We start from the raw sequence: 26,877 nt of genomic DNA on the forward strand, positions 1-26,877 counted from the left end.
TCTCTATGGTTGCGGGCGCAGATACGCTGAAGTCGATCGAAGCGAACTCCCTGTCCGGTGACGGCATGGAGGTGCGCCTGAGATTTGAAGGGGGGGTGCCGGAAGTAAAGGGATACAGTATTGAGCAGCCTGCTCGAATTGCTCTGGACCTTGTTGGCGCCGATACGGATATCGCTGGCAAGCGGCAAAATCTCGGTTCGGGTAATGCCCGCAGCGTGACTATCGTTGAAGCAAAAGACCGCACACGACTGATTTTTAATCTGGAGTCGTTGACCGGTTATTCTACCCGTGCTGAAGGGAATGATCTGGTAGTTCTGTTGGGTAATGAGCAGGTGGATAAGCAAAACCAGGCGACCCAAGGGGATGATTACAGTGGCGAAGCGGCTGTAACCGGTGTTGATTTTCGACGTGGTGATAGCGGCGAAGGTCGTGTGATTATCAAGCTGTCAGAGCCATCAATTCCGGTTGATGTGAAGGAAGAGGGTGGCAAGATTGTGGCCCGGTTTGTCGGGGCTGGTGTGCCCAATGAGCTGGTGCGGAAACTGGATGTGACCGATTTTGCGACGCCGGTCAAGATGGTGGAGACCCAGTCAGCTGAGGGTAGCACCATGGTGGTTATTGAGCCGACCGGGGTGTGGGAGTATCTGGCCTACCAGGCGGATAACGAATTCAGTATCAATGTTAAGCCGGTCAGCAAGGCAGAAGCGGCGAGAAAGAAAAAAGACGCTTTTGAGTACACCGGCGAAAAATTGTCCCTGAATTTCCAGGATATTGAGGTGCGTTCGGTGCTTCAACTGATCGCCGACTTTACCGGCTTGAACCTGGTGGCTTCTGATACGGTTGATGGCCGCATCACTCTGCGTTTGCAGAATGTGCCTTGGGATCAGGCGCTGGAATTGATCCTGAAAACCAAGGGGCTGGATAAGCGTCAGGTGGGTAACGTCTTGCTGGTCGCGCCTGCGGATGAAATTGCGGCCCGTGAGCAGCTGGAGCTGGAGAGTCAGAAGAAAATTGAAGCATTGGCGCCCTTGCGTACCCAATATATCAGTATCAATTATGCCAACGCCTCGGAGCTGAAGGGGCTGATTGCCAACGCTGGCGGTAAAGGCGAGGCGCTGGTTTCCAGTCGTGGCTCTGTGGTCGTCGATCAGCGGACCAATACGCTGATTGTTCAGGATACCCAGGCAAAGCTGGAGGAAATTCGTGAACTGATTGATCAGCTGGATGTTCCTGTTCAGCAGGTGCTTATTGAGGCCCGCGTTGTTGTAGCAACCAACGACGTAACGGATGAGTTTGGGGTCCGCTGGGGTGGGTTGGGTTTTGATACCGAGAGCATGCTTGAGGATGGTCGTACCTATGGTGTGTCCGGTCGTTTGCAGTCTCTGCGTAATCTGCACCAGACCAATATTGATGCAACCATTGCCTACCCTACCCCTGGTACGGGACATCCTGATGATGTGGAATTTGGACCTGATGACTTTACGTTTGAAGAAACCGAGAACGATGATGATCTGATCGTCGATCTGGGGGTCGATTCTGCCAGTGCGTCCCGGTTTGCTGTCGGCTTTACCTCTCTCGCCTCTGGCCTGATCGAGCTTGAGCTTTCCGCTCTGGAAGCGGAAGGTCATGGTGAGCTGGTGGCTACTCCCAAGGTGTTAACAGCGGATCAGCAGCCTGCGGTGATCGCATCCGGTCAGCAGGTGCCTTTTGAGGTGGCCACGTCCTCGGGCGCTACGTCCATCGACTTTGTGGAAGCGGAGCTGCGCCTTGAGGTAACACCGCATATCACGCCAGATGGCAATATCATCATGACGCTGAAAGTGAACAATGACTCCTTCAGTTCAGACGGTTCCGCGGCGATCAACACCAACCGGGTGGAAACCTCCGTGCTGGTCAATGATGGCGAGACGGTGGTGCTTGGTGGTATCTTCCAGCAGGAGAAGATCAATTCCGTGACCAAGACACCTTTCCTGGGTGACTTGCCGTGGATTGGTAACCTGTTCAGGAAGACCGTGAATCGTGATAACAAGCAGGAACTGCTGATCTTTATTACGCCACGGTTGATGAAGGATGCTTTGGCTAATCGGTGATCAAGACTAATTCTATTGTTCCTTTGATTCTTGTCGGGCCCATGGGTGCAGGTAAAAGCACCCTGGGCCGGCATCTTGCCCAGCTGCTGGATCGCCCGTTTTTCGACTCAGATCGTGTGATTGAGGAGAAGACCGGGGCGGACATTCCCTGGATCTTCGATATGGAAGGTGAGGCGGGATTCCGGCGACGAGAGCAGGATGTTATCGACGAATTGACCCGGGAGTCCGGCATCGTGCTGGCGACCGGGGGTGGGGTTGTGGTGACCCCGGAAAATCGCACCTTTCTCCATGAGCGCGGTTGTGTGGTCTACCTGTGGACGCCGGTAGACATTCAGCTGGCGCGCACCCGCAATGACAAAGGCCGCCCGCTGCTGCAAACGGCAGACCCCAGGGCGCGGCTTGAGACCCTGTTCGCTGAGCGCGATCCGCTCTACCGGCAGGTGGCTCACCATGTCGTCTCGACCGCATCCGGCAACCTGAAAAAGGTCGCCGATGACGTGCTCGCTTGTTTGGACTCTCACCCACAAGGATAATGCAGGCAATTGTCGGGCTGCTGTCGGCCTGTTTTGCTGAATTGTTTTTGTGGGAGCTGTAATGCGCACACTTCAGGTGGCCCTGGCCGAGCGGAGTTACCCTATTCATATCGGGGCCGGCTTGCTGTCGTCTTTCCCTCTGGCCGAGCAGGTGCGCGGCAATCAGGTGATGATCATCACCAATGAAACGATCGCCCCGCTGTATCTGGCGTCGCTGGAAGCGCAATTCTCCGCGATCCAGTGCGATACATTGATTCTCCCCGACGGGGAGAAATACAAAACCCTGGAAACGCTGGAAACGCTTTTTGATGCCTTGATGGCCAAGCGTCATTCGCGCACGACCACGTTGATCGCGCTGGGTGGCGGTGTGGTCGGCGACATGGTGGGCTTTGCGGCGGCCTGTTATCAGCGTGGTGTGGATTTTATTCAGGTGCCGACCACGTTGCTGGCACAGGTGGACTCGTCCGTGGGGGGCAAGACGGCGGTAAATCACCCCCGTGGCAAGAACATGATTGGCGCCTTTCATCAGCCGAGACTTGTGCTGATCGATACCGACGTTCTCAGTACTCTGCCGGAGCGGGAGCTGGCCGCCGGTTACGCGGAAGTCGTCAAATATGGCCTGATCCGTGATCCGGATTTCTACCAGTGGCTGGAAACCAATAACAGCAAGCTGTTGTCCAGAGAAGAGTCGGTAATCTCCGAGGCCATCTTCCGTAGCTGCGAAAACAAGGCGCAGGTGGTGGCGGACGATGAAACCGAGCAGGGCAATCGTGCCCTGTTGAATCTGGGGCATACCTTCGGGCACGCGATCGAGACGGCGACTGGTTACAGTCAGTGGCTGCATGGCGAAGCGGTAGCCGTGGGTATGCTGATGGCGATCCGGATGTCGGCCGAGCTGGGTTGGGTGCCGGATACGCTGGAGCCGGACGTGGTGGCGCTATTGTCTGCCTGGGGGTTGCCGGTGGCAGTCCCGGCAGAGATGACGCCGGAACAGTTTGTCGATCTGATGGCCATGGACAAGAAGGTTCATAACGGCCAGTTGCGCCTTGTGCTGTTGCGCGCGCTGGGTAAGGCTGTGGTAACAGCCGACTATGATGAAGCGGCATTGCAAAAAACGCTGGAGGCTTTTTGTGGAGCATGATGACGAACGTTTCTATAGCGGGGCCTCGCGAGGGGATTTCCTGGATGCCATGACCGCCCATGCCGGGCTGGGCTCGGTAGTGGCTATAGAGGGCGATACGGGCAGCGGTGTGTCTACTCTGCTCGGGCAGGCAGTGATGGCGCTGCTGGCCGACATGGAAGTGGTTCGCATCGATGGCAGTGAGCCCCATGATGCCAATGTGGTGGTTGATGCGTTGTTGCGTCATTTTGATATCGACCGCGCCGAGTTGCCTCAGGTGCTCCGTGACACCTTGAGCAACGGTCGCCTGGTGGTGGTGGTGGATAACAGCGAAGACGTGCGTGCGGATGCGCTGACCACCATGGCTGCCCTCAAGCAGAAGCTGGGCGCGCGGTTGTGCTACCTGTTCGGGGGGCTGCCGGGCACCGTTGAGGCGCTCAAGTCCGTGGACTTTACCGTGGATGACGTGCTGGATCTGCCGACACTGAATGCCGATGACGTGCAGGACTTTGCCTGGTTTGTTGCCGGTGAGGAGCTGGATGAGGATGAATCAGAGCAGCTGGCGCACCGTAGTGAGGGGTTGCCGGCTGCCCTGCTGGGGCTGTTGCAGGGTACCCGGGACTCCGCTGCAGCGGTGCCGGTGGGGGCTGCCACGCACAGCCAGGACAGCGCCGCTGAAGCGGGCGAGACCGATGACGAAATGAGTGACATGCCGGGTTTTTCCGCGCGCTCCAGCGATGATGAAGATGACGATGATCATGTTGATGCCGAGGCGCCTGTGTCGCCGGCTGATACGGCGCCAGCGTCCCGTACCACTGCGCCCTGGCGTCACGGAGCGGCTGTTGTGGGTCTGTTGTTGGTGGTAATCCTCTTGTGGTCAGTGCTTTCTGGCGGTGATGATGAGGATGCGGCGCAGGATTCCCGCGAGTTGGCTTTGCCCGTGCCGGAGTCGGTGCCGTCGAAACAGCAAGAGGTTGCGCCCCGGGAGCCCGGGGTGACACCGCTGAAGCCGACCATGGAGCCGGTGGCGCGTCTCGAGGATATCGGGGCGGAGCCGGAAGACGAAGAAAGCAAGGTTGAGGCTGCGCCGAACAGCAATGTACAGCTGGCGCCGGTGACCGACCCGGTGATGCAGTCGTCACCGGCCCAGGCGCAACAGGAGGTTGCGGTAGCGCCGGCCCCCGACAAGCCGGCCGACTCTGCGCCGTCAGAGCCAGAGTCGGAGGAGGGCAAGGCAGCTTCGCCATCCGCGCAGGAAAAGCCGACGACCGAAACCTCGGGGTATAATCAGACGGCCTGGCTCGCGGCGCTGGATGACAGTCGCTGGTTTCTGCAGATTACCGCCACCAGCCAAGAGGCCAATGCCCGTGCGGTGCTGGACCAGCTGGATCGTAAAGGCGCCTATTATCCGGCCAAGCGGAATGGAAAAACCGTGTTTCTGGTGCTCGCCGGGGACTATTACAGCCGTCAGGCAGCGCTTGATGCAAAGTCGACGTTGCCGGCAAAGTTGCGCTCAGCGGGGCCTTTTCCTCGCAAGATGGGCGATGTTCGCGGCGAGCTTTAAGCATGAAAAAGCGCCTTGGGTGACTGTTCAATTTGTCGCCCAAGCGCGCAATGTGTAGAATGCATATCCCTTTTTTGCCGTCACCATTTTCTTGACGCCATTTGCCTTCTGTAAGTCTCTGAATTTCAAGAGGAAAGGTTTTCATGCAGCAGAACTCAACGCTGGTGCGGGGGCTCACTGAGCCCGGAGAATTCCGGGACAACTGTGGTTTTGGTCTGATTGCCCATATGGAGGGCCAGGCCAGCCACGAGCTTCTGCAAACTGCTATTGAAGCACTTACGTGCATGACACACCGGGGCGGCATTAATGCCGACGGAAAAACCGGTGATGGCTGCGGTCTGTTGCTTAAGAAACCCGATTCTTTCTTCCGCAAGGTCGCGGAAGAGCAATCCATTACGTTGCCGGATAACTACGGCGTGGGGATGGTATTTACCCACCCGGACGCGGATCAGTCCGAGCAACAAAAAAGCGCTATCAATGCGGCCCTGGAGGCCCAGGGTGTTGCGGTGCTCGGCTGGCGCGAAGTGCCCACCGACCCGTCCTGCCTGGGTGATCTGGCGCGTGCGTCCCTGCCGGGGTTCTGGCAGGTGATGGTGGCGGCAGACGGCAACTCCGAGCAGGAGCTGAACCGTCGGTTGTTCTTTGCCCGTCGCCATGCGGAAAAAGCCATCGAGAATGACGGCTACTTCTACATTTGCTCCCTGTCCGCCTCGGTGATGTCTTACAAAGGCCTGATGATGCCGGTGGATCTGCCGGTGTTCTTCCCGGACCTGGGCGACAGTGCCATGGAAACGGCGATTGTCGTTTTCCACCAGCGCTTTTCTACCAACACGCTGCCCCAGTGGCCGCTGGCCCAGCCGTTCCGTTACCTGGCCCATAACGGTGAGATCAACACCGTGCAGGGCAACCGGAACTGGGCACTGGCGCGGGAAAACAAGTTCCAGAATGAGCTGCTTCCGGGCCTGGAAGAGTTGAGCCCACTGGTTAACCGTACCGGTTCGGATTCTTCCAGCATGGATAACATGTTGGAAATTCTATTGGCTGGCGGCATGGACCTGTTCCGCGCCGTGCGCATGATGATTCCGCCTGCCTGGCAGAACGTGGAAACCATGGATGCCGATCTGCGTGCCTTCTACGAATATAACTCCATGCACATGGAGCCGTGGGATGGGCCGGCCGGTCTGGTAATGACGGACGGCCGTTATGCTGTCTGTATGCTCGACCGCAACGGTCTGCGCCCGGCTCGCTGGGTGGTGACCAAGAACGGCTTTATTACCCTGGCCTCGGAAATCGGTGTGTACAGCTACAAGCCGGAAGACGTAGTGGCCAAGGGCCGTGTCGGGCCGGGCCAGATTCTGGCCATCGACACCGAAACCGGTGAAGTCCTGCACACCAAGGACATCGATAACCGCCTGAAAGTCCGTCACCCTTACCGTGACTGGCTGAAGAGCAATGCCCTGCGTATCGAGGCGGACTACGACCACGAAGTGGGCCGCACCGATGAAGTGGATCCGCAGGATCTGCTCAGCTACCAGAAATTCTTCCAGATCAGCTTTGAAGAGCGCGATCAGGTGCTGCGCCCGTTGGCAGAATCCGGCCAGGAAGCCACCGGCTCCATGGGTGACGATACCCCCATGGCGGTGTTGTCCCGTCGCGAGCGTTCCCTGTTCGATTATTTCCGCCAGCAGTTTGCCCAGGTGACCAATCCGCCCATCGATCCGCTGCGTGAAGCGATCGTGATGAGCCTGGAAACCTGTGTAGGCGCCGAGCGCAATGTGTTCGAAGAGACCGCTGACCATGCCGACCGGGCCATTCTGTCTACCCCTGTATTGTCGCACTCCAAGTTCACCAACCTGATCAACATCGAGCGTCCGGGTTACCAGACGGCCAAGCTTAGCCTGCACTATGACGCCGAAACCGGCCTCAAGCAGGCGGTGCTGGATCTGTGCGAGCAGGCGGCAAAGGCCGTTCGTGATGGCAGCGCGATTCTGGTGCTGACGGACCATGGTATCGCCCAGGATAAACTGACTATCCATGCTGCTATGGCCACCGGCGCGGTACACCATTCCCTGACCGAAAAAGGTCTGCGCTCCGACGCCAATATCATTGTGGAAACCGCCACGGTGCGTGATTCCCATCACTTCGCCGTGCTGTTCGGTTTCGGTGCTACCGCGGTGTACCCGTACCTGGCCTACGACGTGATCGCCGACATGGTGCGTTCCGGTGAGCTGTTGGGCGATGCGGTGGAGCTGCAGAAGAACTTCCGTAAAGGCATCAACAAGGGCCTGATGAAGATTCTCTCCAAGATGGGGATCTCCACTATTACCTCTTACCGGGGTGCCCAGCTGTTTGAAGCCATCGGTATCAACAGTGAAGTCGTAGAACTGTGTTTCCGTGGCGTGCCCAGCCGGATTCAGGGTGCGGGCTTCGAGGATTTCCAGGAAGACCAGCAAAACCTGGCCAAGGATGCCTGGAAGCAACGCAAGCCCATTGATGCCGGCGGCATCCTCAAATACATCCACGGCAAGGAATATCACGCCTTCAACCCGGACGTGATCTACGCCCTGCACCGTGCCACCCAGGACAGCGACTACGACGCGTACAAAGAGTACGCCGAACTGGTCAACAAGCGTCCGGTGGCCACGTTGCGCGACCTGTTTGCCCTGCGTGATGACGTGGATGCCATCGACGTGGATCAGGTGGAGCCGCTGGAAAATATCCTGCTGCGCTTTGACTCCGCCGGCATGTCTCTGGGCGCGTTGAGCCCGGAAGCCCATGAAGCCATTGCCACGGCAATGAACCGTCTGGGTGGTCGTTCCAATTCCGGTGAGGGCGGGGAAGACCCGGCCCGTTTTGGCACCGAGCGTGTGTCCAAGATCAAGCAGATTGCCTCTGGCCGTTTCGGTGTGACCCCGCATTACCTGGTCAACGCCGAAGTGCTGCAGATCAAGGTGGCCCAGGGCGCCAAGCCCGGTGAAGGTGGCCAGCTGCCCGGTGGCAAGGTGAATGCGCTGATTGCGCGCCTGCGTCATTCTGTGCCCGGTGTGACCCTGATTTCACCGCCGCCGCACCATGACATCTACTCCATTGAGGATCTGTCCCAGCTGATCTTCGACCTCAAGCAGGTCAACCCGGATGCCCAGGTGTCTGTGAAGCTGGTGTCCGAACCCGGTGTCGGTACGGTGGCGTCCGGTGTGGCCAAAGCCTACGCGGATCTGATCACCATTTCCGGTTACGACGGTGGCACCGCGGCGAGCCCGCTGACCTCCATCCGCTACGCCGGTTCCCCCTGGGAGCTGGGTCTGGCGGAAGCGCATCAGGCGCTGCGGGGTAACGACCTGCGCGACAAGATTCGCCTGCAGACAGACGGTGGCCTGAAGACCGGCCTGGATGTGATCAAGGCGGCGATTCTGGGTGCCGAGTCCTTCGGTTTCGGTACTGTGCCGATGATCGTGCTGGGCTGTAAGTACCTGCGTATCTGTCATTTGAACAACTGCGCCACCGGTGTGGCGACCCAGCGTGAAGATCTGCGTAAGGAGCACTTCATTGGTGCGCCGGAACTGCTGATCAACTACTTCACCTTTGTGGCTCAGGAAGTGCGTGAATTGCTGGCGCTGCTGGGTGTGAAGAGCATCCCCGAGCTGATCGGCCGTACCGACCTGCTGAAGGTGCTGGAAGGTGAAACCGCGCGCCAGGGCAAGCTGGACCTGACCCCGATTCTGCGCAATGACCTGGTGCCGGCGGACAAGCCGACCCATTGTCAGGTGACCCGCAACGAGCCGTTCGACAAGGCCGTGCTGAGCCAGAAGATGGTGGACGACATGGGCACCGCCATCGAGAGCAAATCCGGTGGCTCGTTCCATTACGAGATCACCAACTGTGACCGCTCCGTGGGCGCGCGCGTGTCCGGTGAGATTGCCAAGCAGCACGGCAATCTGGGCATGGAGACAGCGCCGATCAAGGTTCGCTTTACCGGTACTGCCGGGCAGAGCTTCGGTGTGTTCAACGCTGGCGGTCTGCACATGTATATTGAAGGCGACGCCAACGATTACGTGGGCAAAGGCATGGCCGGCGGCAAGCTGGTGATTCGCCCGCCCAATGGCAGCCCGTTCAAGAGTCAGGAAACCGCCATCATCGGTAATACCTGCCTCTACGGCGCCACCGGCGGCAAGCTGTACGCCGCCGGTACCGCTGGTGAGCGTTTCGGGGTGCGTAACTCCGGAGCCCATGCCATCGTGGAAGGCGCCGGCGATCACTGCTGTGAATACATGACCGGTGGTTCCATCACCGTGCTGGGCCGCACCGGGCATAACTTCGGTGCGGGCATGACCGGCGGTTTCGCGTTCGTCCTGGACGAAGACAATGATTTCTTCGACCGCATCAACCCGGAGCTGATCGAGTTGCATCGCATCAGTTCCGAAGCCACCGAGTCTCACCGCAGTCACCTGCGCGGCGTAATCGCAGATTACGTGGAAGAGACCGGCAGCGAATGGGGCCAGTACATTCTGGACAACTTTGATGCCATGAGCCGCAAGTTCTGGCTGGTTAAGCCCAAGGCCGCAAGCCTGGAAAACCTGCTGCAGAGCACGCGCGCCAATCCGGCATAACGGGGGATACCATGGCTGAACGTTTGAGCAATAATTTCCAGTTTCTCGACGTGCCCCGGCACGATCCGAAGAAAAAGGACATTGAAGACCGCAAGCACAAGTACGAGGAAATCTACTACCCGTTTGAAACCCGGGAAGTGGAGCATCAGGCACACCGCTGCCTGCATTGCGGTAACCCGTACTGTGAATGGAAGTGTCCGGTCCATAACTACATCCCCAACTGGTTGAAGCTGATCAGCGAAGGCAACCTGTTGGAAGCGGTGGAGCTGAGTCACCAGACCAACTCCCTGCCGGAAGTCTGTGGCCGGGTATGCCCGCAGGATCGTCTGTGTGAAGGGGCCTGTACCCTGAACGACGGTTTTGGTGCGGTGACCATTGGTGCCACCGAGAAGTACATCACCGATACGGCGCTGGCCATGGGCTGGCGTCCGGATATGTCGAAGGTGGTTTGGACTGACAAGAAAGTGGCAGTGATCGGTGCGGGGCCTGCGGGCATTGGCTGCGCTGATGTACTGGTACGCAGCGGTGTGAAGCCGGTGGTATTCGATCGTTACGAGGAAATCGGTGGTCTGCTGACCTTCGGTATCCCCGAGTTCAAGTTGGAAAAACCGGTCATGGCCAAGCGCCGTGAAGTGTTTGAAGGCATGGGCATAGAATTCCGCCTGGGCGTGGAAGTCGGCAAGGACATCACCATCGATGAGCTGCTCGACGAATACGATGCGGTCTTCATGGGTATGGGCACTTATACCTATATGAAAGGCGGCTTCCCGGGTGAAGAGCTGGAGGGCGTGTTTGAAGCGCTGCCGTTCCTGATCTCCAACGCCAACCGCAACCTGGGCTTTGAAAAAGACGAAGCCGACTTTATCAACATGCAGGGCAAGCGTGTGGTGGTGCTGGGTGGTGGTGATACCGCCATGGACTGTAACCGCACCTCTATTCGTCAGCAGGCAGAAAGCGTCAGCTGTGCTTACCGTCGCGATGAAGAAAACATGCCGGGTTCACGCAAGGAAGTGACCAACGCCAGAGAAGAGGGCGTGCAGTTCCTGTTTAACCGTCAGCCCATTGAAGTGGTGGGGGAAGATGGCAAGGTTGTTGGCGTCAAGGTAGTGGAAACCAAGCTGGGCGAAGCGGATAACAATGGCCGCCGCCGCCCTGAGCCGATCCCGGGCAGTGAAGAAATTCTGCCGGCGGATGCGGTGATCGTGGCGTTCGGTTTTCGCCCCAGCCCGGCGGACTGGTTTGATGCGAAGAGCATCAACACCGATGATTCCGGCCGTGTTATGGCGATCGAGGAGCAAGCTTTCCCGTTCCAGACCAGCAATGAAAAGATCTTTGCCGGTGGTGACATGGTGCGTGGTTCCGACCTGGTGGTGACCGCCATCTGGGAAGGCCGTGAAGCGGCCAAAGGGATTCTTGATTACCTGGATGTTTAAGTGAGACGCTGCAGGCACCATGCTTGCACGCATCACGCTAAAAGGGCCTGCTTTTGCAGGCCCTTTTTCTATATGATGTTGAGGATTTTGATTTTCGCGCGTTGCGTGCAGCGTGGTGCGTGAAGTGCTTCCAAAGGAACCCACATGACTTTCGCTCCCCTGCAAAACGATCGCTTCCTCCGTGCCTTGAACCGTGAGTCGGTAGACCGCACGCCCATCTGGATGATGCGCCAGGCGGGTCGCTATCTGCCGGAATACCGGGCTGCCCGTGAACATGCCGGGTCCTTCATGGACCTGTGCAGGAATGCGGATCTGGCCTGCGAAGTCACGTTGCAGCCGCTGGAGCGTTACCCGCTGGATGCGGCAATCCTGTTCTCCGACATCCTGACCATCCCCGATGCCATGGGGCTGGGTTTGTACTTCGAAACCGGAGAAGGCCCGAAATTCAGGAAAGTGGTGCGTACTGAGGCGGACGTGGCCGCCTTGCCGATACCCGATGCGGAAACCGATCTGGGGTACGTGATGAAGGCGGTGAGCACCATTCGTGGTGCCCTGAACGGCCGCGTTCCCCTGATCGGCTTTTCCGGTAGCCCCTGGACGCTGGCCACCTACATGGTGGAGGGCGGCTCCAGCAAGGATTTCCGCCACCTCAAGGCCATGGTCTACAGCCAGCCTGAAGTGGCCCATGCCCTGCTGGACAAGCTGGCACAGTCGGTGACGTCCTATTTGAATGCGCAGATACGCCATGGTGCCCAGGTCGTGCAGATTTTTGATACCTGGGGCGGAGCCCTGTCTGCCGAGGCGTACCAGCAGTTCTCCCTGAAATACATGAAGCAGATTGTTGATGGCCTGATCCGCGATCATGAGGGCCGCAAGGTGCCGGTCATTCTCTTCACCAAGAACGGTGGGCTATGGCTGGAATCCATGGCGGAGTCGGGTTGCGATGCGCTGGGCCTGGACTGGACCATCAATATTGGTGAGGCTCGCCGCCGTGTGGGTGACAAGGTGGCCTTGCAGGGCAACATGGACCCGGCGGTGCTGTACGCATCTCCTGAGGCGATTCGCGCCGAAGTAAAACGTATCCTCAATGATTTTGGTGATCACCCCGGGCATATTTTTAATCTGGGGCATGGCATTACACCGCAGGTGGATCCGGAGCACGCCAGGGTCTTTATTGAGGCGGTGGTGGAGTTGAGCCAGAAATAATTGAGCTGCAAGCGACAAGCTTCACGCTACAACGCGAATCCTGGGGTTGTCTTGTCTGACGCCGCAGGGGCCGCGCTGGGGGATTTGGGTGTGGTCCCTTGCGTTCAAACAGATAAAACACTCAATCGCGTTGAAGCGTGAAAGTGAGGGGGGAAGGGATGCGTATTGTTATTACGGCTATGTTGCTGGCGCTGGGGGCGCCGGCTATGGCCATGTCACTGGCGCTGGCCAAGGTGGAACGGGCCGGGCAGGGCGAAACCGAGCAGCAGGTCTGCGACCGTGCCTTGCAGTTGATGACTGAAGAGCTTCACGTCAGCTTACTCAGTGTGATTGCGGCCACCGATGAGTATCGGCAGCGCCAGCAGGCATACAAGAAACAGGACCGGCCGGAATCGTTGCTCCAGGACGCCTACCTCAGCCAGCTGCAAACCGAAACACCGTCACTGCAGGGGCAGCGCTGGACGGGCAGTCGCTGCTCCCTGCGTGCCCGCTATGAGGGGGATATCGATGCCCTTGCCCGGCGTGTCGCCATTCCTGAAACGCCGGCCTCACCCAGTGAATCCGAAGATGCGCCGCCGCCGGGAATTGACCCGAAAACCTGGGAATTATTCAGCAGCAGCCGAGACCGTTCCGAGCTGGCCCAGACATTCAGCACGGTCAATGCCTTGCGCATGCATATGACAGAATATTATCTGTCCGGTGGCACCTGGCCTGACAGTCTGACGGATATGGGGGTGGCCCAGGAGCAGGTGACCGGCAAACGCATAAAGCGGGCGTATCTACTGGATGGTGGCATGTTGAAACTGGAGCTGGCGGGCCGTCTGGATGGCCATCAGCTAACCACCTGGCCGGTGGAAGGGGGCATGCAGCGTATTGAGTGGGAGTGCTCTACCACGGTGAACCTGGGGCCGCAGGGATTCTGTACCTACGCTGAGTGAGCTACGAGCTACGAGCTACGAGCTACGAGCTACGAGCTACGAGCTACGAGCTACGAGCTACGAGCTACGAGCTACGAGCTACGAGCTACGAGCTACGAGCTACGAGAATGGATAGGGTAAGGCGGAAAAGTTCCCGGGGTTTACTCTTTTCAGCTTTTCACTTTGCACTTTCAACTAAATTCCGCGGGCAAGGCGGCCACCGTGTGGCGCCCCCAACCCGCGTTGCAGCTTGAAGCTTGTGGTTCCTCTTAGCTGCCGATCTTTCTTAGCTGGTAGACGTTGTGGGTGATGGCAACCACTTCGCCATTGGCATCCTTGATTTCAACGTCCCATTCAAAATCACATTTCCCCACTTCTTCAGTGGTGCTCTCGATGCGTGCGATTTCTTCTTCGCTCAGGGTGACTTCCACGGTGACGTCGGTGGTGGCTGGGCGACGGAAGCGAATCGACATGTCCTTGACGATGGGATAGAAGCGCTTGGTGTCGAAGGAGGTCAGGTAAATGGTGCCGCCGGGCAATTCGGCAATGGTGTAGAGCGCCCCTGCGTACATGATGCCAACATGGTTAAGGTTGGGTTTGAGTGGCATCAACATCTTGCAGTAACCGCGCTCCACTTCCAGTGTCTGCACTTCGCAGCGTTCCACAAAGGGAAAGGTTTTGTCGCTGGCGGTTTTGATAAGGGTTTTCTGTTCTTCGCTCAGGGCCATGCTGTTATCTCCTTGGTTACAGGTGATGCTAGCAAAGGCTCCATGGCTGCCCCCAAACCGTTTTGTTCATAGTGCTGATGCAAATGGTCAGGTGCTGCCAGGTTTTACAGGAGAGCGTCTGTCTTGGCGGCGCAGATAAAATCGTTGCGGTGAAGTCCGCGGATTTTATGGGTCCACCAGGTGACGGTGACCTTGCCATATTCGGTGAGAATGGCGGGGTGGTGACCTTCCTGTTCCGCCAGATCGCCCACCCGATGGGTGAAATCCAGCGCCTGGACGAAATTCTTGAAGGTGAAGTGCCGTTGCAGTTTCTCGATGCCGTCTTCTTCCACCAGCATCCAGTCGGGTACTTGCGGGTGTAGCTCTTTACGGTCCTGGTCACTGACCAGGGGAGAGTCGGCGCGGCAGGCCTCACATTGTTGTGTTTTCAGGGTGCTCATGGCGATCAATCCAATCTGGCTAATGGATGACAGAATCGGTTACCCCGATTGTCAGTGATCCATTAGCCATTATCAATTCAGCCCTGTGCGGGTTCGCACAAACGCACCGGGTCGCCATTCGTGCCGCCGGGAGCCATCTTTTTCAGGGCGCGGCGCAACTTTTCCATGTCGGTGTCATCGCGAACCCGGCCGGGGATTTCCATCCCGGCCGCCAGGTTCAGCAGCACGGCCTTCATCTTTTCCGGCATCAGCACGGGCTGGCGATGCTGCAGTACATAGATCAGGTCGCCCCGCTTGAACAGCATGAAGCCGTAGTAGTAGGTGCCGCTTTCCGCCTCGTCATCTTTCACCTTGGCCGCATCCACATTGATACCAATGATGGCGAACAACGCCTTCGGGTCCGCATCGTCCAGGAATTCCCGGTAGGAGGCTTCAGCGCTGGTGATCATGGGGGCCTTGGCAACCACTTCACGCAGGTAACTGTTGAGGCTGAGATTGAGCAGTGTCAGGTCCGAGGCGAAGCGGGGGGCTTCGATCATCGGGTGATTTTCCACGTTCAGGTAATCCACCCGGAACAGGCGGCCACTGCCGTCCCAGAAGGTGGTGGAGCCCCCGTTGCGGTCACAGCGCTCATCCAGCACCACTTCGCCACGGAAAGTGTTGATACCAAGATCAAGGATGTAGGCGCCGGCCGGTGAAAAGTAGTAATCGCCCTGGCGTTCCCCTTGCAGGCCCTGGCAGGCAACAAGGAACAAACTCAAGGACAACGCGGCAGTTTTGATTATTTTCATTATTCGCCCCGGATATAAAAAAGCACATTGATCATAGCATACCCGTTGCATAGTGCAGCGATTAACCGCTTGTTAGAGGATTGGCGCGTTTTCCACCGTGATGACCACTTTCTGGGGGCTGACTTTACGGCTTCGGTTGTAGTGCCAGGTGGCCTTGTGGGGTTTGTCGAAGGCGCGGGCGGAAAGCTCGGTGAGCGGGGCTGCACAGGCCTCAATCCTGCTGGCGGCGTCATTGAAGGCAGCCAGCAGTTGGGGGTTGAGCGGGGCTTGCTGACGGCTCACGGCAGCACTGCACTGGCTGCCTTCGTCCACACTCAGGTAATTGACCGCCGGGGAAATCAGCACAAATTGCTTGAGTTGACGCTGACTGGCGTCGACCACTTCGATGCACTGGTGTACCCAGTAGTAATAGCAGTCCTGGGCACGGGCGGCAGCCGCAGACAGCATGATCAGACAGAGAATCAGGCCACGTATCATGAAGGAAGTCCTTCTCCTTGGCGCTGCTGGCGGGCGGGTTCCCACTGCAATAGCACGTTTTCGGTAATCAGGTGATCCGGAATCCGGTCGCGGATTTTTGCGTGCAGGGCCGGCAGTTCGCTCCAGTGCAGGCCGGGCAGCATGTGATGGGCTGTGTGGTAGCCCAGGTTCCAGGACGGCAGGTTATAGCGTTTCAGTTCCACATTGCGCGACGCGTGGAAGTGGTCTTCATAGCCGGTGCCGGCGTGTTGTCCGTAGGTATTGTCCAGCAACATGAACAGCATGCTGATCATGGGAATTAGGAAGACGATAAAGGCGTTGCGCGGGTCCAGCATGAAGGCGGCGACCAGCGGGATATTGGCGAGCAACAGCAGGCGCAGAAAGCGACGGTACAGTGCCGGGTGCTGGCGGCCGATGCGGTGGATTTCCGGGTAGATGCGCAGGGTGTTGATCAGCACATAGCGCCAGCGCGGCATCAGGCTGCCGTCAGCCTGTTGCCAGGGGGACGGGTCGTTGTCCGGATCCAGATAGAGCTGGTGATGGCCAATGTTGTGATGCAGCGTCCAGCTCAAGGGGCTGGTGCCGGTCTGCAGGTACAGGACCATTTCAAACAGCCGGTTGAGCGGGCGTTTGACGAAGGTGTTCACGTGGTGGTGGTTGTGGCAGATGGCGCCGCAGGACACCTGCACCGGCAGCAGGGCCAGCATGCCCAGCCAGGTGGCCAGCCCATGGCTGAAGAAGAACAGGCCAAGCTGGATACCGAATACCGCTAACACCAGAGCAACGGCGAGCCGGTCTGCCCTATAGCGTACTTTCATGAGGTCACCCTGGGCCCGGCGGCGCATCTCAAAAGCGGTACATACGTACTACTCTAAAAAGGCGGTTTGGCGGGCCTTACTACGAATAATGAATGAGTGTAGTCAGGGGAGATTGTGTGATGAAGACCACAAAAACCATCACGCAAGGCGCAATGGTCAATATGCTTACACTGGCGGTAGTCAATTGCTTACATAGGGTGGGAGCTGTGGCTGGCCGGGCACCAGCCACAGGCCCGGTGGCGGGCTACACGCGGCCCAGCAGGTCCCTTGCAATGGCGATAATCTGCATTTCATCGGTGCCGGCATAAATCTGCAGAATTTTGGCATCGCGCATCAACTGTTCCACGCGGGACTCGCGCATGTAGCCGTAGCCGCCGTGGATCTGCACCGCTTCAGTGGCCACTTCCATGGCCACCTGGGCGGCGTAGAGCTTCATGGCGGACGCCTCGGCCAGCGTCATCTGGGCGCCTTCGGCGGTCATCTCGATATAGCGGAATACCATGTTTTGCAGGTTGGTGCGTGCCACTTCCATCTTGGCCAGTTTCAGCTGGATCAGCTGGTTCTGGCCGATAGCACGGCCGAACTGAACCCGGTCGCTGGCGTACTGTGTGCTCAGCTGCAGGGCGCGCTCCACCATGCCCAGAGCCATGGCCGCTACCCCGGCCCGTTCCTGCATGAAGGTGCCTTTGGCGCCGCTGCGGCCGTAGCTGTCTTCGCTGCCGCCCAGCAGGCGTTCCGGGCCCGCTTTCACATCGGACAGGAACAGCTCGCCGGTGGGGGAAGAGCCAATGCCCATTTTCTTGAAGGGTTTGGACTGCTCCAGGCCTTCCATGCCGCTATCGAGAATAAAGGAGACAATTTTGCGCTGATCCGCCGGCACGCCTTCTTCATCCAGTTTACAGATCAGGATGATGGTGTCGGCGTAGGGACCGTTGGTGATCCAGGTCTTGCTACCGTTGATGATGTAGCCGCCGTTGCCGTCGCGCTTTGCCAGGGTTTTCATCTGCCCAAAGGCATCGGAACCCGCATTGGGTTCGGAAATGGCCCAGGCGCCCACTTTTTCCAGGGTCAGCAGGGGCAGAGCCCAGCGTTCTTTCTGCTCGGTGGTGCCCTTGCTCATGATGGCGCCACCGCCCAGGCCCATGGAAACGCCCATGGCGGTGACCAGGCCCTGGGCATGTTTGCACAGTTCAATAATGGGGATCATGCGCATGGCGGCTTCTTCCCCGGCCATGGCGGAGGGGTCTTCCTTCTTCTTTTTCTCTTCGACGGTGTCGCCGGCAGCGATGGCTTTCTCACGGGCAATCTGCTTGTCGAATGATTGCTTGGCCATCACATCCATGCCGAAGGTTTTGATCATCTTGCGCAGGATGTCGTAGGGGGGAACGCCGTTATATTCGATATCGTCCAGCTGCGGCACGACTTCCTTTTCCACAAAGTCGCGTACCATTTTCTGGATCATTTGCTGTTGTTCGGACCACTGGATCATCGGGCTGTCCTGTTGGGTAAAAATTCAATCAACAGTAACAAGCTCGATGGTGGCGGCGCATTGATCAAAAAGAACGGAATCATTGACGCTGGATGTCAGGGTGCTGATTGAGCCGTGATACAGGGTTGCGGGTCGAAGCGCACGTGCATGGTCAGGGCATCCGGGCCTGCGCTGCTGGCGGCGGCTTCGATATCCTGCGGACGTAGCCGGGGGTGAGTGCCGGCGAAAAATTTCTGCGCTGCCCTGGCATTCAGGGTGCGGTCGCGGGCCGCCTCATAGGTGATGCCGTCTCCGCCCAGCAGATGACGGATATACTCGGCGCAGGCCACGTCTTCATCGCCGGTGGGGTGAGAGGCGACCAGCACCACGGTGGGCGGGTTCTGTTTGCGCAAATAGTTGGCGGTGGCCTCCGCATTGACCAGCCCGGCCACCAGCACCTCACGGCTGTCACGGGCACGCAGGGTGGCGGCCACGCCGTTGGTGGTGCGCAGAATCAGTTCTTTGTCCTGCAGCTCGGCCTGATCGATTTCCCAGGGAGAATTGCCAAAATCAAAGCCGGGAATTGGCAGTGCCTCTACTTCCCCGGCCAGCAAGGCGTCAGGCAGGTGTTCGTCGCGCAGCGCAAAGGCTTGCTCGGCGCTGGCCACCGGCCAGATACAGCGAAGGCCTTTGCGAAAGGCGTGATGGCTGGTGGTGAACGCGCGAATCACGTCGATCACCACGGTAATGCCATGAATGTTGTGTGGCGGGTTGTGCCCCTGGGCAATGTGTATGTCCATGGTGTTCCTTGCCGGGGCCGGCCTGGTCAGTCGTTAATCCATAAACGGATCAGAATAACAGGCCAATGCCCCAGGTTGCGTTATCGAAAATCTCGTCTTCGTCGTCCAGGTACTGCTCCACGGCGATGGTGAACGTGAGCCGGTCACCCAGAGTCAGGCGGTCCTTGGGGGTGCGCTTGCCGGTGAAGAAATCAATCACCGAACGGTAGTTGAAGTCGGAGCGGTAGCGCAGCAGGTCGCCTTCTGAGCCGTAACCATACTGAACCTGAATAATGCGGCCAAAGCCGACCCCGGCATAGGCATTGTTAACACGTTCGCCGTCCGCAGCGGAGAGGTCATCGTCGCCGGAGTCGCGGCGAATGGGCGAATCGCCAAATTTCTTGGTGCCTACGCCGGCATTCAACGCCACGCTGGTGTAATTGGCATCGACAAAAAAACCGGTGCCGATATTTTCCGTCGGGTCTACCCGGCCCACGGACACCACGGTGCCGCGCATCAGGGTAACGCCGCTATAACGGTCTTCGGCCTGAACACTGGAACAGCCCAGAGCCAGCAGGGCCAGGGTGATTATTATTCTTGTCATGTGATTCCCTCCGTGAACAAGCCGTTATTATGCCTAAAGGTGGCTATGGGGCCTAGAGAGCCCGCTGAAAAACGCAGCGCGTTCCCTGGCAAGGAGGGGTTGGGCGGTGCCTGTCAGGCCAACGGCGGGGGCAGTGTGCGCGCCAGGGTCCATACCCGTACGTCCTCGGCGCCGTGATCAAGCAGGCATTGTGCCGCTGCGCGGGCAGAGCTGCCGGTGGTCATGACATCATCCACCAGGATCAGTCGCAGTCCGGTGACAGGGTGCTGACAGTGAAATGCCTGGCGCAGATTGCGTTGCCGCTGTCGGCGGCTCAGCCCTTGCTGGCTGGCAGTGGCCCGTTGACGTACCAGTGCTGGCAGCACGGGGCGTTGCCAGTATTGCCCCATCAGTCTGGCAAGGTGATCCCCCTGATCGAAGCCGCGGCGCCATCGCCGTCGCCAATGGACCGGCAGCGGACACACGGCATCGGTATCCGCCCATGGCAGGGGCGTCTCTGCCAATAGTGGGGCCAGGGCCCGCTCTACCGTCAGGTCAGCCCGGTGTTTGTAGCGTGTGATGAGGGCGTCTATCGGGAAGGTGTATTGCAGGGGCGCCTGGCTGGCGGAAAACGGCGGTGGCTGGCGAATACAGCGCCCACACAATGGCGGCACAGAATCCGCCTCGACGGGCTGTTCGTTGCCGTGGGGGAGCCCGCAACGGCAAAGCGGTACAGTCAGCCGGGCCAGCAAGTGCAGGCAATCAACGCACAAGGCCCCGCTTTCTGATTGGCCGCAGAGATGTGCGGTTCGGCATAAGTTGGCGAAAAACGCCACTTTATGGCGGAAACAGCAACTTATGATGGAAACGCATTCAGCTAAGAGGGCTATAAAGCGGGAGCTGGGATTGGGGCCCCTCAACAGGAATAGATGGCTACAAACACAAGAATATGAAATATTTTTCTTTGTCTACTTGAAATTCTTTCCTCAGCCCCCCAAAGCCTCCCATATACAAATGGATTCTATTGGAAGGGAAGATGCACTCAATTACGTTCTATCCAGTAAATAACGCGGATACCGTTTTGCTTAAAGCAGGGTATTCAGTACTCACCGACATTCATTATCGCGGATCCGCGCAGGATGAGAACGATGATGAAGCACATAACATCGGCCAAGACATTAGAGATGCCCTTGAAGATGGCCAGCTTGATGTATTTATTAACACTCACCCAGACAAGGACCACGTGTCAGGGTTCAAGGACTTATTTCACACAGGCTGCCCGACCAGTTGGTCTAAGGAATCAGACCTCATTCTTGTGAAAGAAATTTGGATCACGTCATACACAGACAAACTCACAGACACCACCGCTCAGTCCAAGCCGTTAATTGATGAAATAAAGCGCAGAAAAAAGGTAAAAGCTGAAGACAGGAGAAAGGATGGAAATCGCCTGATAATTGTCCGAAAGGGGGATAAGCTCAAACTTTCAAGCAATCTTGCGGGCAGAGTTTTAGCACCGACAGACGAAGAGTGTAATGATGCCGAGAAAGATGAGCGCAAGCGGAATAACTCTTCCATTGTCATACGCTGGGAATACTCTTCAAACGAACGGCAGTTCCACATCATGTTGGCCGGAGATGCAGAGTACCAGGTTTGGGAGCGATTAAATGACGAATACAGCAAAGAAGAATTATCTTGGAATCTTTTGCTAGCCCCCCATCATTGCAGCAGAACGCCTTATAGCTATAAAAACGAAAACAAACAGTACGTGAATTCTGACAAAGCCTGGGAGGCTCTATCCAACTGTTCAGGAAACGGTTTTGTTGTTGCTTCATGTAAGCAAATCAAAAAAAACGATGACAACCCTCCCCATTATCATGCAAAGGAGCGTTATATCGGGCTTTTGGAAAAGCAAAAAACTGGCGGCGAAAAGCGATTCTTTAACCCGGAAACTCACAGCCCCCAGAACACACCGAAGCCTGTAACCTTCGAACTCAGCGACAAAGGAATCAAGATAAAACAACGTAACACCGAGTATTCCAGCGAGAGCCTATCAGTTGGCGCAGCCTCTAAGCCGACTCAGTACGGAGGCTAATCTTTCCGATGAAAAGGTTCAACGCAGACCAAGTAAGCCTTAGTGAAGCACCACAACAAGTAAGGGTTGATTATTCACTTATTCAGGCACACGCCAACACCCAAAACATCAGCACACATCAGTCCGGAAGCTCGTTCTTTATCGCATTTGAAATACTCATTGATGAATCTTGCGCCCCTCTAGACCCGAGAATCGTATGCCCAGAAGAAATTGCATTTGAATACAGCAAATTCTCCCGACCGAACCATTGCCCTAGCATTTGGGCGACTAGGGATGAGTTTCCTAAAGACCTCCCTCACTTAAATCCTGCCCCTGAAAACAGCTACGCATCGATATGTTTATGGAGAGATGGGGGCAACAACTCATTATACGAACATCAAGGAGCCAGAGGACTCATTGATACTTTGGTCGAATGGCTGAATGATGCGCAAGATGGCGAATTACAACATGATGGATGGGAGCCAACACCACGCGGATCAAATATAGATTGCTACTGCCGCATCGGGGAATTGCAAAACCTTGTCTTTTCATCCATGAAACAAGAGACTCAGGTTTTATATTCGAAATCAAATATCACATTATTCCAATATGAAAACACCCAACTTCAAGGCTGCATATTTCCAGGCCACGATCTCACCGCCAAGAAAAAACAAAAATACAAAAAAACGCTGTCCAACAATACAATCTCCGCCCAAACAGCAACAGTTCTTCTCTGCGCACCCTCAGACTCTGAACCAAATACACACAACCCGATAGACATAAAATCTGGGGAGGACTTTGAGCAATACCTGAAATACTGCGGCATCGAATACTCTACTCACAAGCTAAAACAATACGCTCAAACTCTACTCCCCAAGAAAAATAACAAGTACAGCTCAATCTATTTAAATGTGCTAATAGCCCATAAAAGGCCAATTCGATTAATTGAAGATATCCCAGATTTAGCTGAAGGCCCAGCTGGAGCGATTGAAGTCATAGCTCTTCTTATAGAGCTTGAAGTTAAGAATCAATCCTCCATCAAAATACATCCCTGCACAGTAACAGGAATAGGATCAAGATCCCTTTTAAACAAAATATCCGGCACAACAGGCGCTAGCAATAGCCATGTCGTCATAGCTGGCTGTGGTGCAATTGGGTCATCACTATCCGACATGCTCTGCAAACAGGGAGAAAAATACATAACACTGATAGACAACGACATTTTCTCACCTCACAACACAGCACGACATGCGTTAGGAAAGTTAAATATTTCACAATCAAAAGCGCATGCACTTAAAAGCCATCTCGAAGACAACTATTACTGTAATAGCATTACAGCCATTCACCAAGAAATCGATCGAGAAAAATTATTATCTCCAGAAGTTCAAAGAGCGAATCTACTCATCGACTGCACAGCATCTCCAAAAGTTTCCGATGAAATTGATATTGGAATAAACTCACTTCCAGTTTGCAAATGCTACATCACACATGCAGGGAAGATTGGAATATTCTTATACAGAAACAAATATCAGTCACTTTTTGATCTAACCCTGACAAGTTACTTTTCAGCTCTTCACAATGAAAAAGTGTCGGAGTGGCTTTCAAGCAGAGACCAGCCTAATTCTAGGGCAACCTCTCTAGGAGTTGGCTGCGGTAGCAACACATTAGAAATGCCTTATTCCACGATACAGTCACACAACTCATTTTTCCAAACCCTGATTAACCGAAAGCTTGAAGGCGATAAAGAAAGTGGGGTTTTTATTAACACTTTAGACGACGACTATTTGCCTGCAGGGCACTATGAAATTCCAGTCCCAGGCTTTACAGAGCAGAACACAAACGGCTGGACCATCACCATCTCAACTGAAGCTCACAAAAAAATAGAGCGCTGGACAGAGCACGACACCCCAAACGAGGCCGCCGGGTATTTAATGGGCTCCTTTAGCACAACCCTTAATCGTCTCACGGTAATCGATGCTACATATTGCGCCCAAAAAAAACCAAGCCGCACCAGCGCCACCCTGCCTGCGGCACATGATCACGAAGAAACAATGAACACAGTCAAACTAACAGGCAACCAAGTGTTTCCAGTCGGAACATGGCACTCTCACCCGGAAACATCTCCCGAGGCCTCTCCTAAAGACAAAGCCACATTATCGAACATTAGCCGCTTTATTTCTGAAAGGCCTCAGCCGTACATAATGCTAATTAATGGAAGAAATCATCAGAAGACATTATCCATGATCACTCCCGAGGAGTGGAATTAATGAAAATCCCACTAAAGTCCATCAGCTTTCCAACATCTTGCGTAACACTACTTGCAATAGTTTTCCTTCCTTCCTTTAACATTAACGGTATAGATGAGATAACGTCGTTCTCAAATGAAATTGAAAGCGCTTCAAAGTTAACGGTCTTGCTCATTGCAACAGTGATAATCACGACATTGTTACCATCCAACATCCGAGACTCAATTATTTTTACTCGATTTAAAAAAGCACTTCCGTCATGGAGAATAAAGAAGCTTCTATATAGCGACCATAGATTTGGCAGACACTTCGTCACTCAGAATATTCCTGAGATAGCCAATGCTGAAACCCCTGACGAAGAGCATTATACTTGGTTGAAAATGTACAAAGCGCACAAGGATAGCGCAGAGGTCACAACCCCGCACTTTTGGTACCTATCGCTAAGAGATACATTTAGCAGCTTGGTAATCCTGACCATATATAGCCTAATATCGGCTTACTACGACGCTATCCCCTCGCTCCCCGGAGGGTGGAAATATTATTTATTCACATCAGCAATAGTAATGTTTTCCGCTAGGCAGAATGGAAACAAATTGGCTACAAACGTCGTATCAGCTTCATTGAACTGAGAAATATGACATCGCGCACAATCATAATCTGTCCTGGCTGGAACGATCAGCCAGGCCATCACATAATCCAGCAACCCACAATCCAATCAACGAAGAATCTTCTGTAAGCCATTATTTTATTGAGAGAAAATCGTCAGCCGGATTGCCCCATATGAGTCGCGCTCACGCCTCAATACAGAAGCAAGCATTCATCTAATGAATGCGTCAGCAGTTTAGTGAAGCCGATCCTAGTACTTCGAATAACCTTCTTTACATAGCCCCGCCAATGACGAAGGCAAATTTATTGGCAGCAACCATTCCTCACCATCCTCCCTAATTTTTATCCCTTTACCAAAATCAAAACCTGATCTAGAAACAACTGCTTCAATATCCACAGATGCATTACCTAAGTACTCTCTCATGTCTTCAGTTCTGACCACCCTATCCTCATTAGGCATAAGGAACGCGACGCCCAACAGTCCCGTTTCATCTTTACGCATCACAATTTTGTATTGGTGGCTCGGTATTGCTACACGCACCCCTCTTTCTCCGCTCATTCTCCAGGCAATTTGATCGGGATCTCTTTCACCCTCCCCGTAGCGATCATAAATTGCACCGCTTATCACCCATATCTCCCCGTATCTTTCCGCCCAATTACGCACTACAGCCTCAAGCACCTGCCACTGACCACGATTGAAGTGGCAATGCTGCGCTGTCATATTGCTCATCAAATAGGTGCTAGCCATTGCTTCTCGGCTTCGCTTCATATCGGCCGAAGGAACCATGTGCCCCTGATCAAATATCGGCTCTTTATAATCAGCACAGTCAGATTTTTCCCAATACTTTAATCTAGGGTCCGACCTAAAAGACTCCTCACGGGGAACCCCATCACGAAGATCGCTCCCCTTTAGGTGATATGCCACCCACAAAGGTGAACGGAGATCACTGTCGTACCAAATTATGTAGTTTGGCTGAACCAATAGCTGCTCGTTATCGGATTCAAAATTAAGAGTCGACAATTCAAAAGGAAGGGATTCTCGGACAATCTCTCTTGCCCCTTTTCTGTTTTCTGTAAGCAACCGTTTATCAGCCTTCTTAATAAATCTAGAACTTATTTCTTCATCCCACTCACAATAAGGCTCCTTCTTTGTCGCACTCACAGATGAGAAAGCCAGCAACAGAATCAGACACAACGCTTTACGCAACATCCCTAACATCTTAAATAGATTCTTATTTAAGCAGCACAAATCCCGTATCGTGGCAAGACATCTTTCACGATAGAGAACCTGACCGCCTGCAGCGCGTCATGAAAGCATTTCCAGTTTGAGATCAGGAACTCTGGCCGATACTCAAATACCTCGTCCTTTTCATCTTTTTCTTTTTCTTGGCCTATCGCCACATGCTTCCAAGACCCAACCCCTTTAGGTATATATCCTAAATCTGCAGGACCAAATGAAAATCGACCCTCCGCAATAGCCTCTAACCATTGCTCGTGACGGGCATCACCGCCTCCCCTGCAAGAAAGAATCAAGCGTCTTACCTCCGCTGAATCCGTATCGCTAAGCCCCGACACATTCACCAAGTCTAAGTCCCGGTCATTATTCTTGAATGCCCGTAGAGCTCTACACATATAGTCAATTGCTTCCAGGAATATTGCTGGATTGTCTCGATCTATAATCTCACCTAGACCGTTCTTATAACGCCACTTCAAGTAGGGCTTGTCTGGGTGGCTCAATGCCGCTCCATGCCCCAAAGGAAAGGCTTCAGACAAGAAGAAGTTTGCCAATTTGCCAAATAAGCTCTGATCTTCCTCAGGCTCATTACTCTCCAACTCCTCGACCTCATTGATCGCGTGATTCACACCCGCAAAGCCCTGATGGGCCCAAGTGTCAGCAAATACATGCATGCAAATCCCGATACGATGCAGAAAGTAAGGCTTCCCTGCTGATTCGTAGCAAGCCTTCAGCATATCCCGGGCCACAAACGAATTGGGGTAACAAACAAGCTTTCGAACAAAGGAGTCTCCTTCGTGATCAGACTCGGCGGGCTTACCAGCATTACCAGGAAGAAAATGAAACGGGACCCAAACCTTATGGTTAGCAAGCTCTTCAAGATTCCGATAATCCAGCATTTTGTGCGCGGAAGCCGCTCTTGAGTACATCGCCCCCACATCAAACTCGATACACCCGTCATTAGTGGCATCGTCTACATACTGGGCGCAATAAGCGATAATTTCTGAATCTTGGTGCGTATACCCTGCACAGCGTGCAGCGACATAGGTCATTGCGTGGTGGCCGTCGATTTGCATCCTGGAATCCTTCCCGCTTGATTTAGCTTCGATCAAGCAGAATATATCCATCTCTTGCTCATAAGCAAATGACTGCATTGCAATGTTTTT

Annotated in this window: 22 protein-coding genes; 11 read left to right on the top strand and 11 right to left on the bottom strand. The window is 55.1% G+C overall.

Translation table 11 applies throughout. The features are described 5' to 3' along the window. Positions 1–5: 5 nt before the first annotated feature. The 8 genes from pilQ to F1529_RS03575 all read left to right on the top strand — a co-directional run bounded on the left by pilQ (position 6) and on the right by F1529_RS03575 (position 13,491). On the top strand, positions 6–2,090 hold the full coding sequence (gene pilQ, locus F1529_RS03540) for a type IV pilus secretin PilQ (RefSeq protein ID WP_155132195.1): 2,085 nt from the start codon (positions 6–8) through the stop codon (positions 2,088–2,090). Next, complete coding sequence (gene aroK, locus F1529_RS03545; RefSeq protein WP_007150995.1) at positions 2,087–2,623, top strand: shikimate kinase AroK; 537 nt, start codon at positions 2,087–2,089, stop codon at positions 2,621–2,623. Before pilQ ends, aroK begins: the two co-directional genes overlap by 4 nt. Before the next feature lie 61 nt (positions 2,624–2,684). Beyond that, the gene (gene aroB / locus F1529_RS03550) at positions 2,685–3,764 is read left to right on the top strand and encodes a 3-dehydroquinate synthase (RefSeq protein ID WP_155132197.1); all 1,080 of its coding nucleotides are present in this window, start codon (positions 2,685–2,687) and stop codon (positions 3,762–3,764) included. After that, positions 3,754–5,307, top strand: a complete 1,554-nt coding sequence (locus F1529_RS03555; protein ID WP_370456942.1) for an SPOR domain-containing protein — start codon at positions 3,754–3,756, stop codon at positions 5,305–5,307. Before aroB ends, F1529_RS03555 begins: the two co-directional genes overlap by 11 nt. A 143-nt stretch (positions 5,308–5,450) precedes the next feature. Then, the gene (gene gltB / locus F1529_RS03560) at positions 5,451–9,914 is read left to right on the top strand and encodes a glutamate synthase large subunit (RefSeq protein ID WP_155132201.1); all 4,464 of its coding nucleotides are present in this window, start codon (positions 5,451–5,453) and stop codon (positions 9,912–9,914) included. 11 nt (positions 9,915–9,925) lie between these two features. Beyond that, the gene (locus F1529_RS03565; protein WP_155132203.1) at positions 9,926–11,347 is read left to right on the top strand and encodes an FAD-dependent oxidoreductase; all 1,422 of its coding nucleotides are present in this window, start codon (positions 9,926–9,928) and stop codon (positions 11,345–11,347) included. Between the two features lie 144 nt (positions 11,348–11,491). Continuing rightward, positions 11,492–12,553: a uroporphyrinogen decarboxylase gene (gene hemE, locus F1529_RS03570; protein ID WP_155132205.1), complete on the top strand. Its 1,062-nt coding sequence runs from the start codon at positions 11,492–11,494 to the stop codon at positions 12,551–12,553. A gap of 158 nt (positions 12,554–12,711) precedes the next feature. Then, entirely contained in the window at positions 12,712–13,491 is a 780-nt protein-coding gene (locus F1529_RS03575; protein ID WP_155132207.1) for a pilin, read from the top strand. Between the two features lie 248 nt (positions 13,492–13,739). On the opposite strand, the gene F1529_RS03580 is transcribed toward F1529_RS03575, so the two are convergent. The 9 genes from F1529_RS03580 to F1529_RS03620 all read right to left on the bottom strand — a co-directional run bounded on the left by F1529_RS03580 (position 13,740) and on the right by F1529_RS03620 (position 20,327). Further along, positions 13,740–14,198, bottom strand: coding sequence for a YiiD C-terminal domain-containing protein (locus F1529_RS03580; RefSeq protein ID WP_007149773.1), 459 nt, complete (start codon positions 14,196–14,198; stop codon positions 13,740–13,742). Positions 14,199–14,302: 104 nt separating this feature from the next. Then, the gene (locus F1529_RS03585; protein ID WP_155132209.1) at positions 14,303–14,638 is read right to left on the bottom strand and encodes a 4a-hydroxytetrahydrobiopterin dehydratase; all 336 of its coding nucleotides are present in this window, start codon (positions 14,636–14,638) and stop codon (positions 14,303–14,305) included. A 77-nt stretch (positions 14,639–14,715) separates the two neighbouring features. Continuing rightward, positions 14,716–15,429 (bottom strand): hypothetical protein, encoded by a 714-nt coding sequence (locus tag F1529_RS03590; RefSeq protein ID WP_196220363.1) that lies wholly within the window; start codon positions 15,427–15,429, stop codon positions 14,716–14,718. A gap of 72 nt (positions 15,430–15,501) precedes the next feature. Continuing rightward, the gene (locus F1529_RS03595) at positions 15,502–15,906 is read right to left on the bottom strand and encodes a hypothetical protein (protein ID WP_155132213.1); all 405 of its coding nucleotides are present in this window, start codon (positions 15,904–15,906) and stop codon (positions 15,502–15,504) included. Further along, positions 15,903–16,724 (bottom strand): fatty acid desaturase, encoded by an 822-nt coding sequence (locus tag F1529_RS03600; RefSeq protein ID WP_155132215.1) that lies wholly within the window; start codon positions 16,722–16,724, stop codon positions 15,903–15,905. Before F1529_RS03600 ends, F1529_RS03595 begins: the two co-directional genes overlap by 4 nt. 244 nt (positions 16,725–16,968) lie before the next feature. Continuing rightward, positions 16,969–18,213 carry an acyl-CoA dehydrogenase family protein gene (locus F1529_RS03605; RefSeq protein WP_155132217.1) on the bottom strand — a complete coding sequence of 415 codons (1,245 nt, stop codon included), beginning with the start codon at positions 18,211–18,213 and terminating at the stop codon, positions 16,969–16,971. Positions 18,214–18,308: 95 nt separating this feature from the next. Further along, positions 18,309–18,992: a 2-phosphosulfolactate phosphatase gene (locus F1529_RS03610; protein WP_007151499.1), complete on the bottom strand. Its 684-nt coding sequence runs from the start codon at positions 18,990–18,992 to the stop codon at positions 18,309–18,311. Positions 18,993–19,041: 49 nt separating this feature from the next. Next, positions 19,042–19,575, bottom strand: coding sequence for a hypothetical protein (locus F1529_RS03615; protein ID WP_007150087.1), 534 nt, complete (start codon positions 19,573–19,575; stop codon positions 19,042–19,044). A gap of 113 nt (positions 19,576–19,688) precedes the next feature. Further along, entirely contained in the window at positions 19,689–20,327 is a 639-nt protein-coding gene (locus F1529_RS03620) for a ComF family protein (protein ID WP_230457696.1), read from the bottom strand. Between the two features lie 263 nt (positions 20,328–20,590). Between F1529_RS03620 and F1529_RS03625 the strand changes: the two genes are divergently transcribed. The 3 genes from F1529_RS03625 to F1529_RS03635 are packed head-to-tail and all read left to right on the top strand — an operon-like array spanning position 20,591 to position 24,500. Next, entirely contained in the window at positions 20,591–21,646 is a 1,056-nt protein-coding gene (locus F1529_RS03625; protein WP_035245079.1) for a hypothetical protein, read from the top strand. An 8-nt stretch (positions 21,647–21,654) separates the two neighbouring features. After that, the gene (locus tag F1529_RS03630; RefSeq protein WP_084573382.1) at positions 21,655–23,892 is read left to right on the top strand and encodes a ThiF family adenylyltransferase; all 2,238 of its coding nucleotides are present in this window, start codon (positions 21,655–21,657) and stop codon (positions 23,890–23,892) included. Continuing rightward, positions 23,892–24,500, top strand: a complete 609-nt coding sequence (locus F1529_RS03635) for a hypothetical protein (protein WP_035245083.1) — start codon at positions 23,892–23,894, stop codon at positions 24,498–24,500. Before F1529_RS03630 ends, F1529_RS03635 begins: the two co-directional genes overlap by 1 nt. A 227-nt stretch (positions 24,501–24,727) precedes the next feature. Here F1529_RS03635 and F1529_RS03640 read toward each other — a convergent pair whose 3' ends face one another. Both F1529_RS03640 and F1529_RS03645 read right to left on the bottom strand, forming a co-directional pair. Further along, on the bottom strand, positions 24,728–25,687 hold the full coding sequence (locus F1529_RS03640; RefSeq protein ID WP_196220364.1) for a DNA/RNA non-specific endonuclease: 960 nt from the start codon (positions 25,685–25,687) through the stop codon (positions 24,728–24,730). Positions 25,688–25,713: 26 nt separating this feature from the next. Further along, on the bottom strand, positions 25,714–26,838 hold the full coding sequence (locus tag F1529_RS03645) for a DUF6765 family protein (RefSeq protein ID WP_230457697.1): 1,125 nt from the start codon (positions 26,836–26,838) through the stop codon (positions 25,714–25,716). Between the last annotated feature and the right edge of the window lie 39 nt (positions 26,839–26,877).

The organism is Alcanivorax sp. VBW004, assembly GCF_009718865.1.
Classification (GTDB): Bacteria; Pseudomonadota; Gammaproteobacteria; order Pseudomonadales; family Alcanivoracaceae; genus Alcanivorax.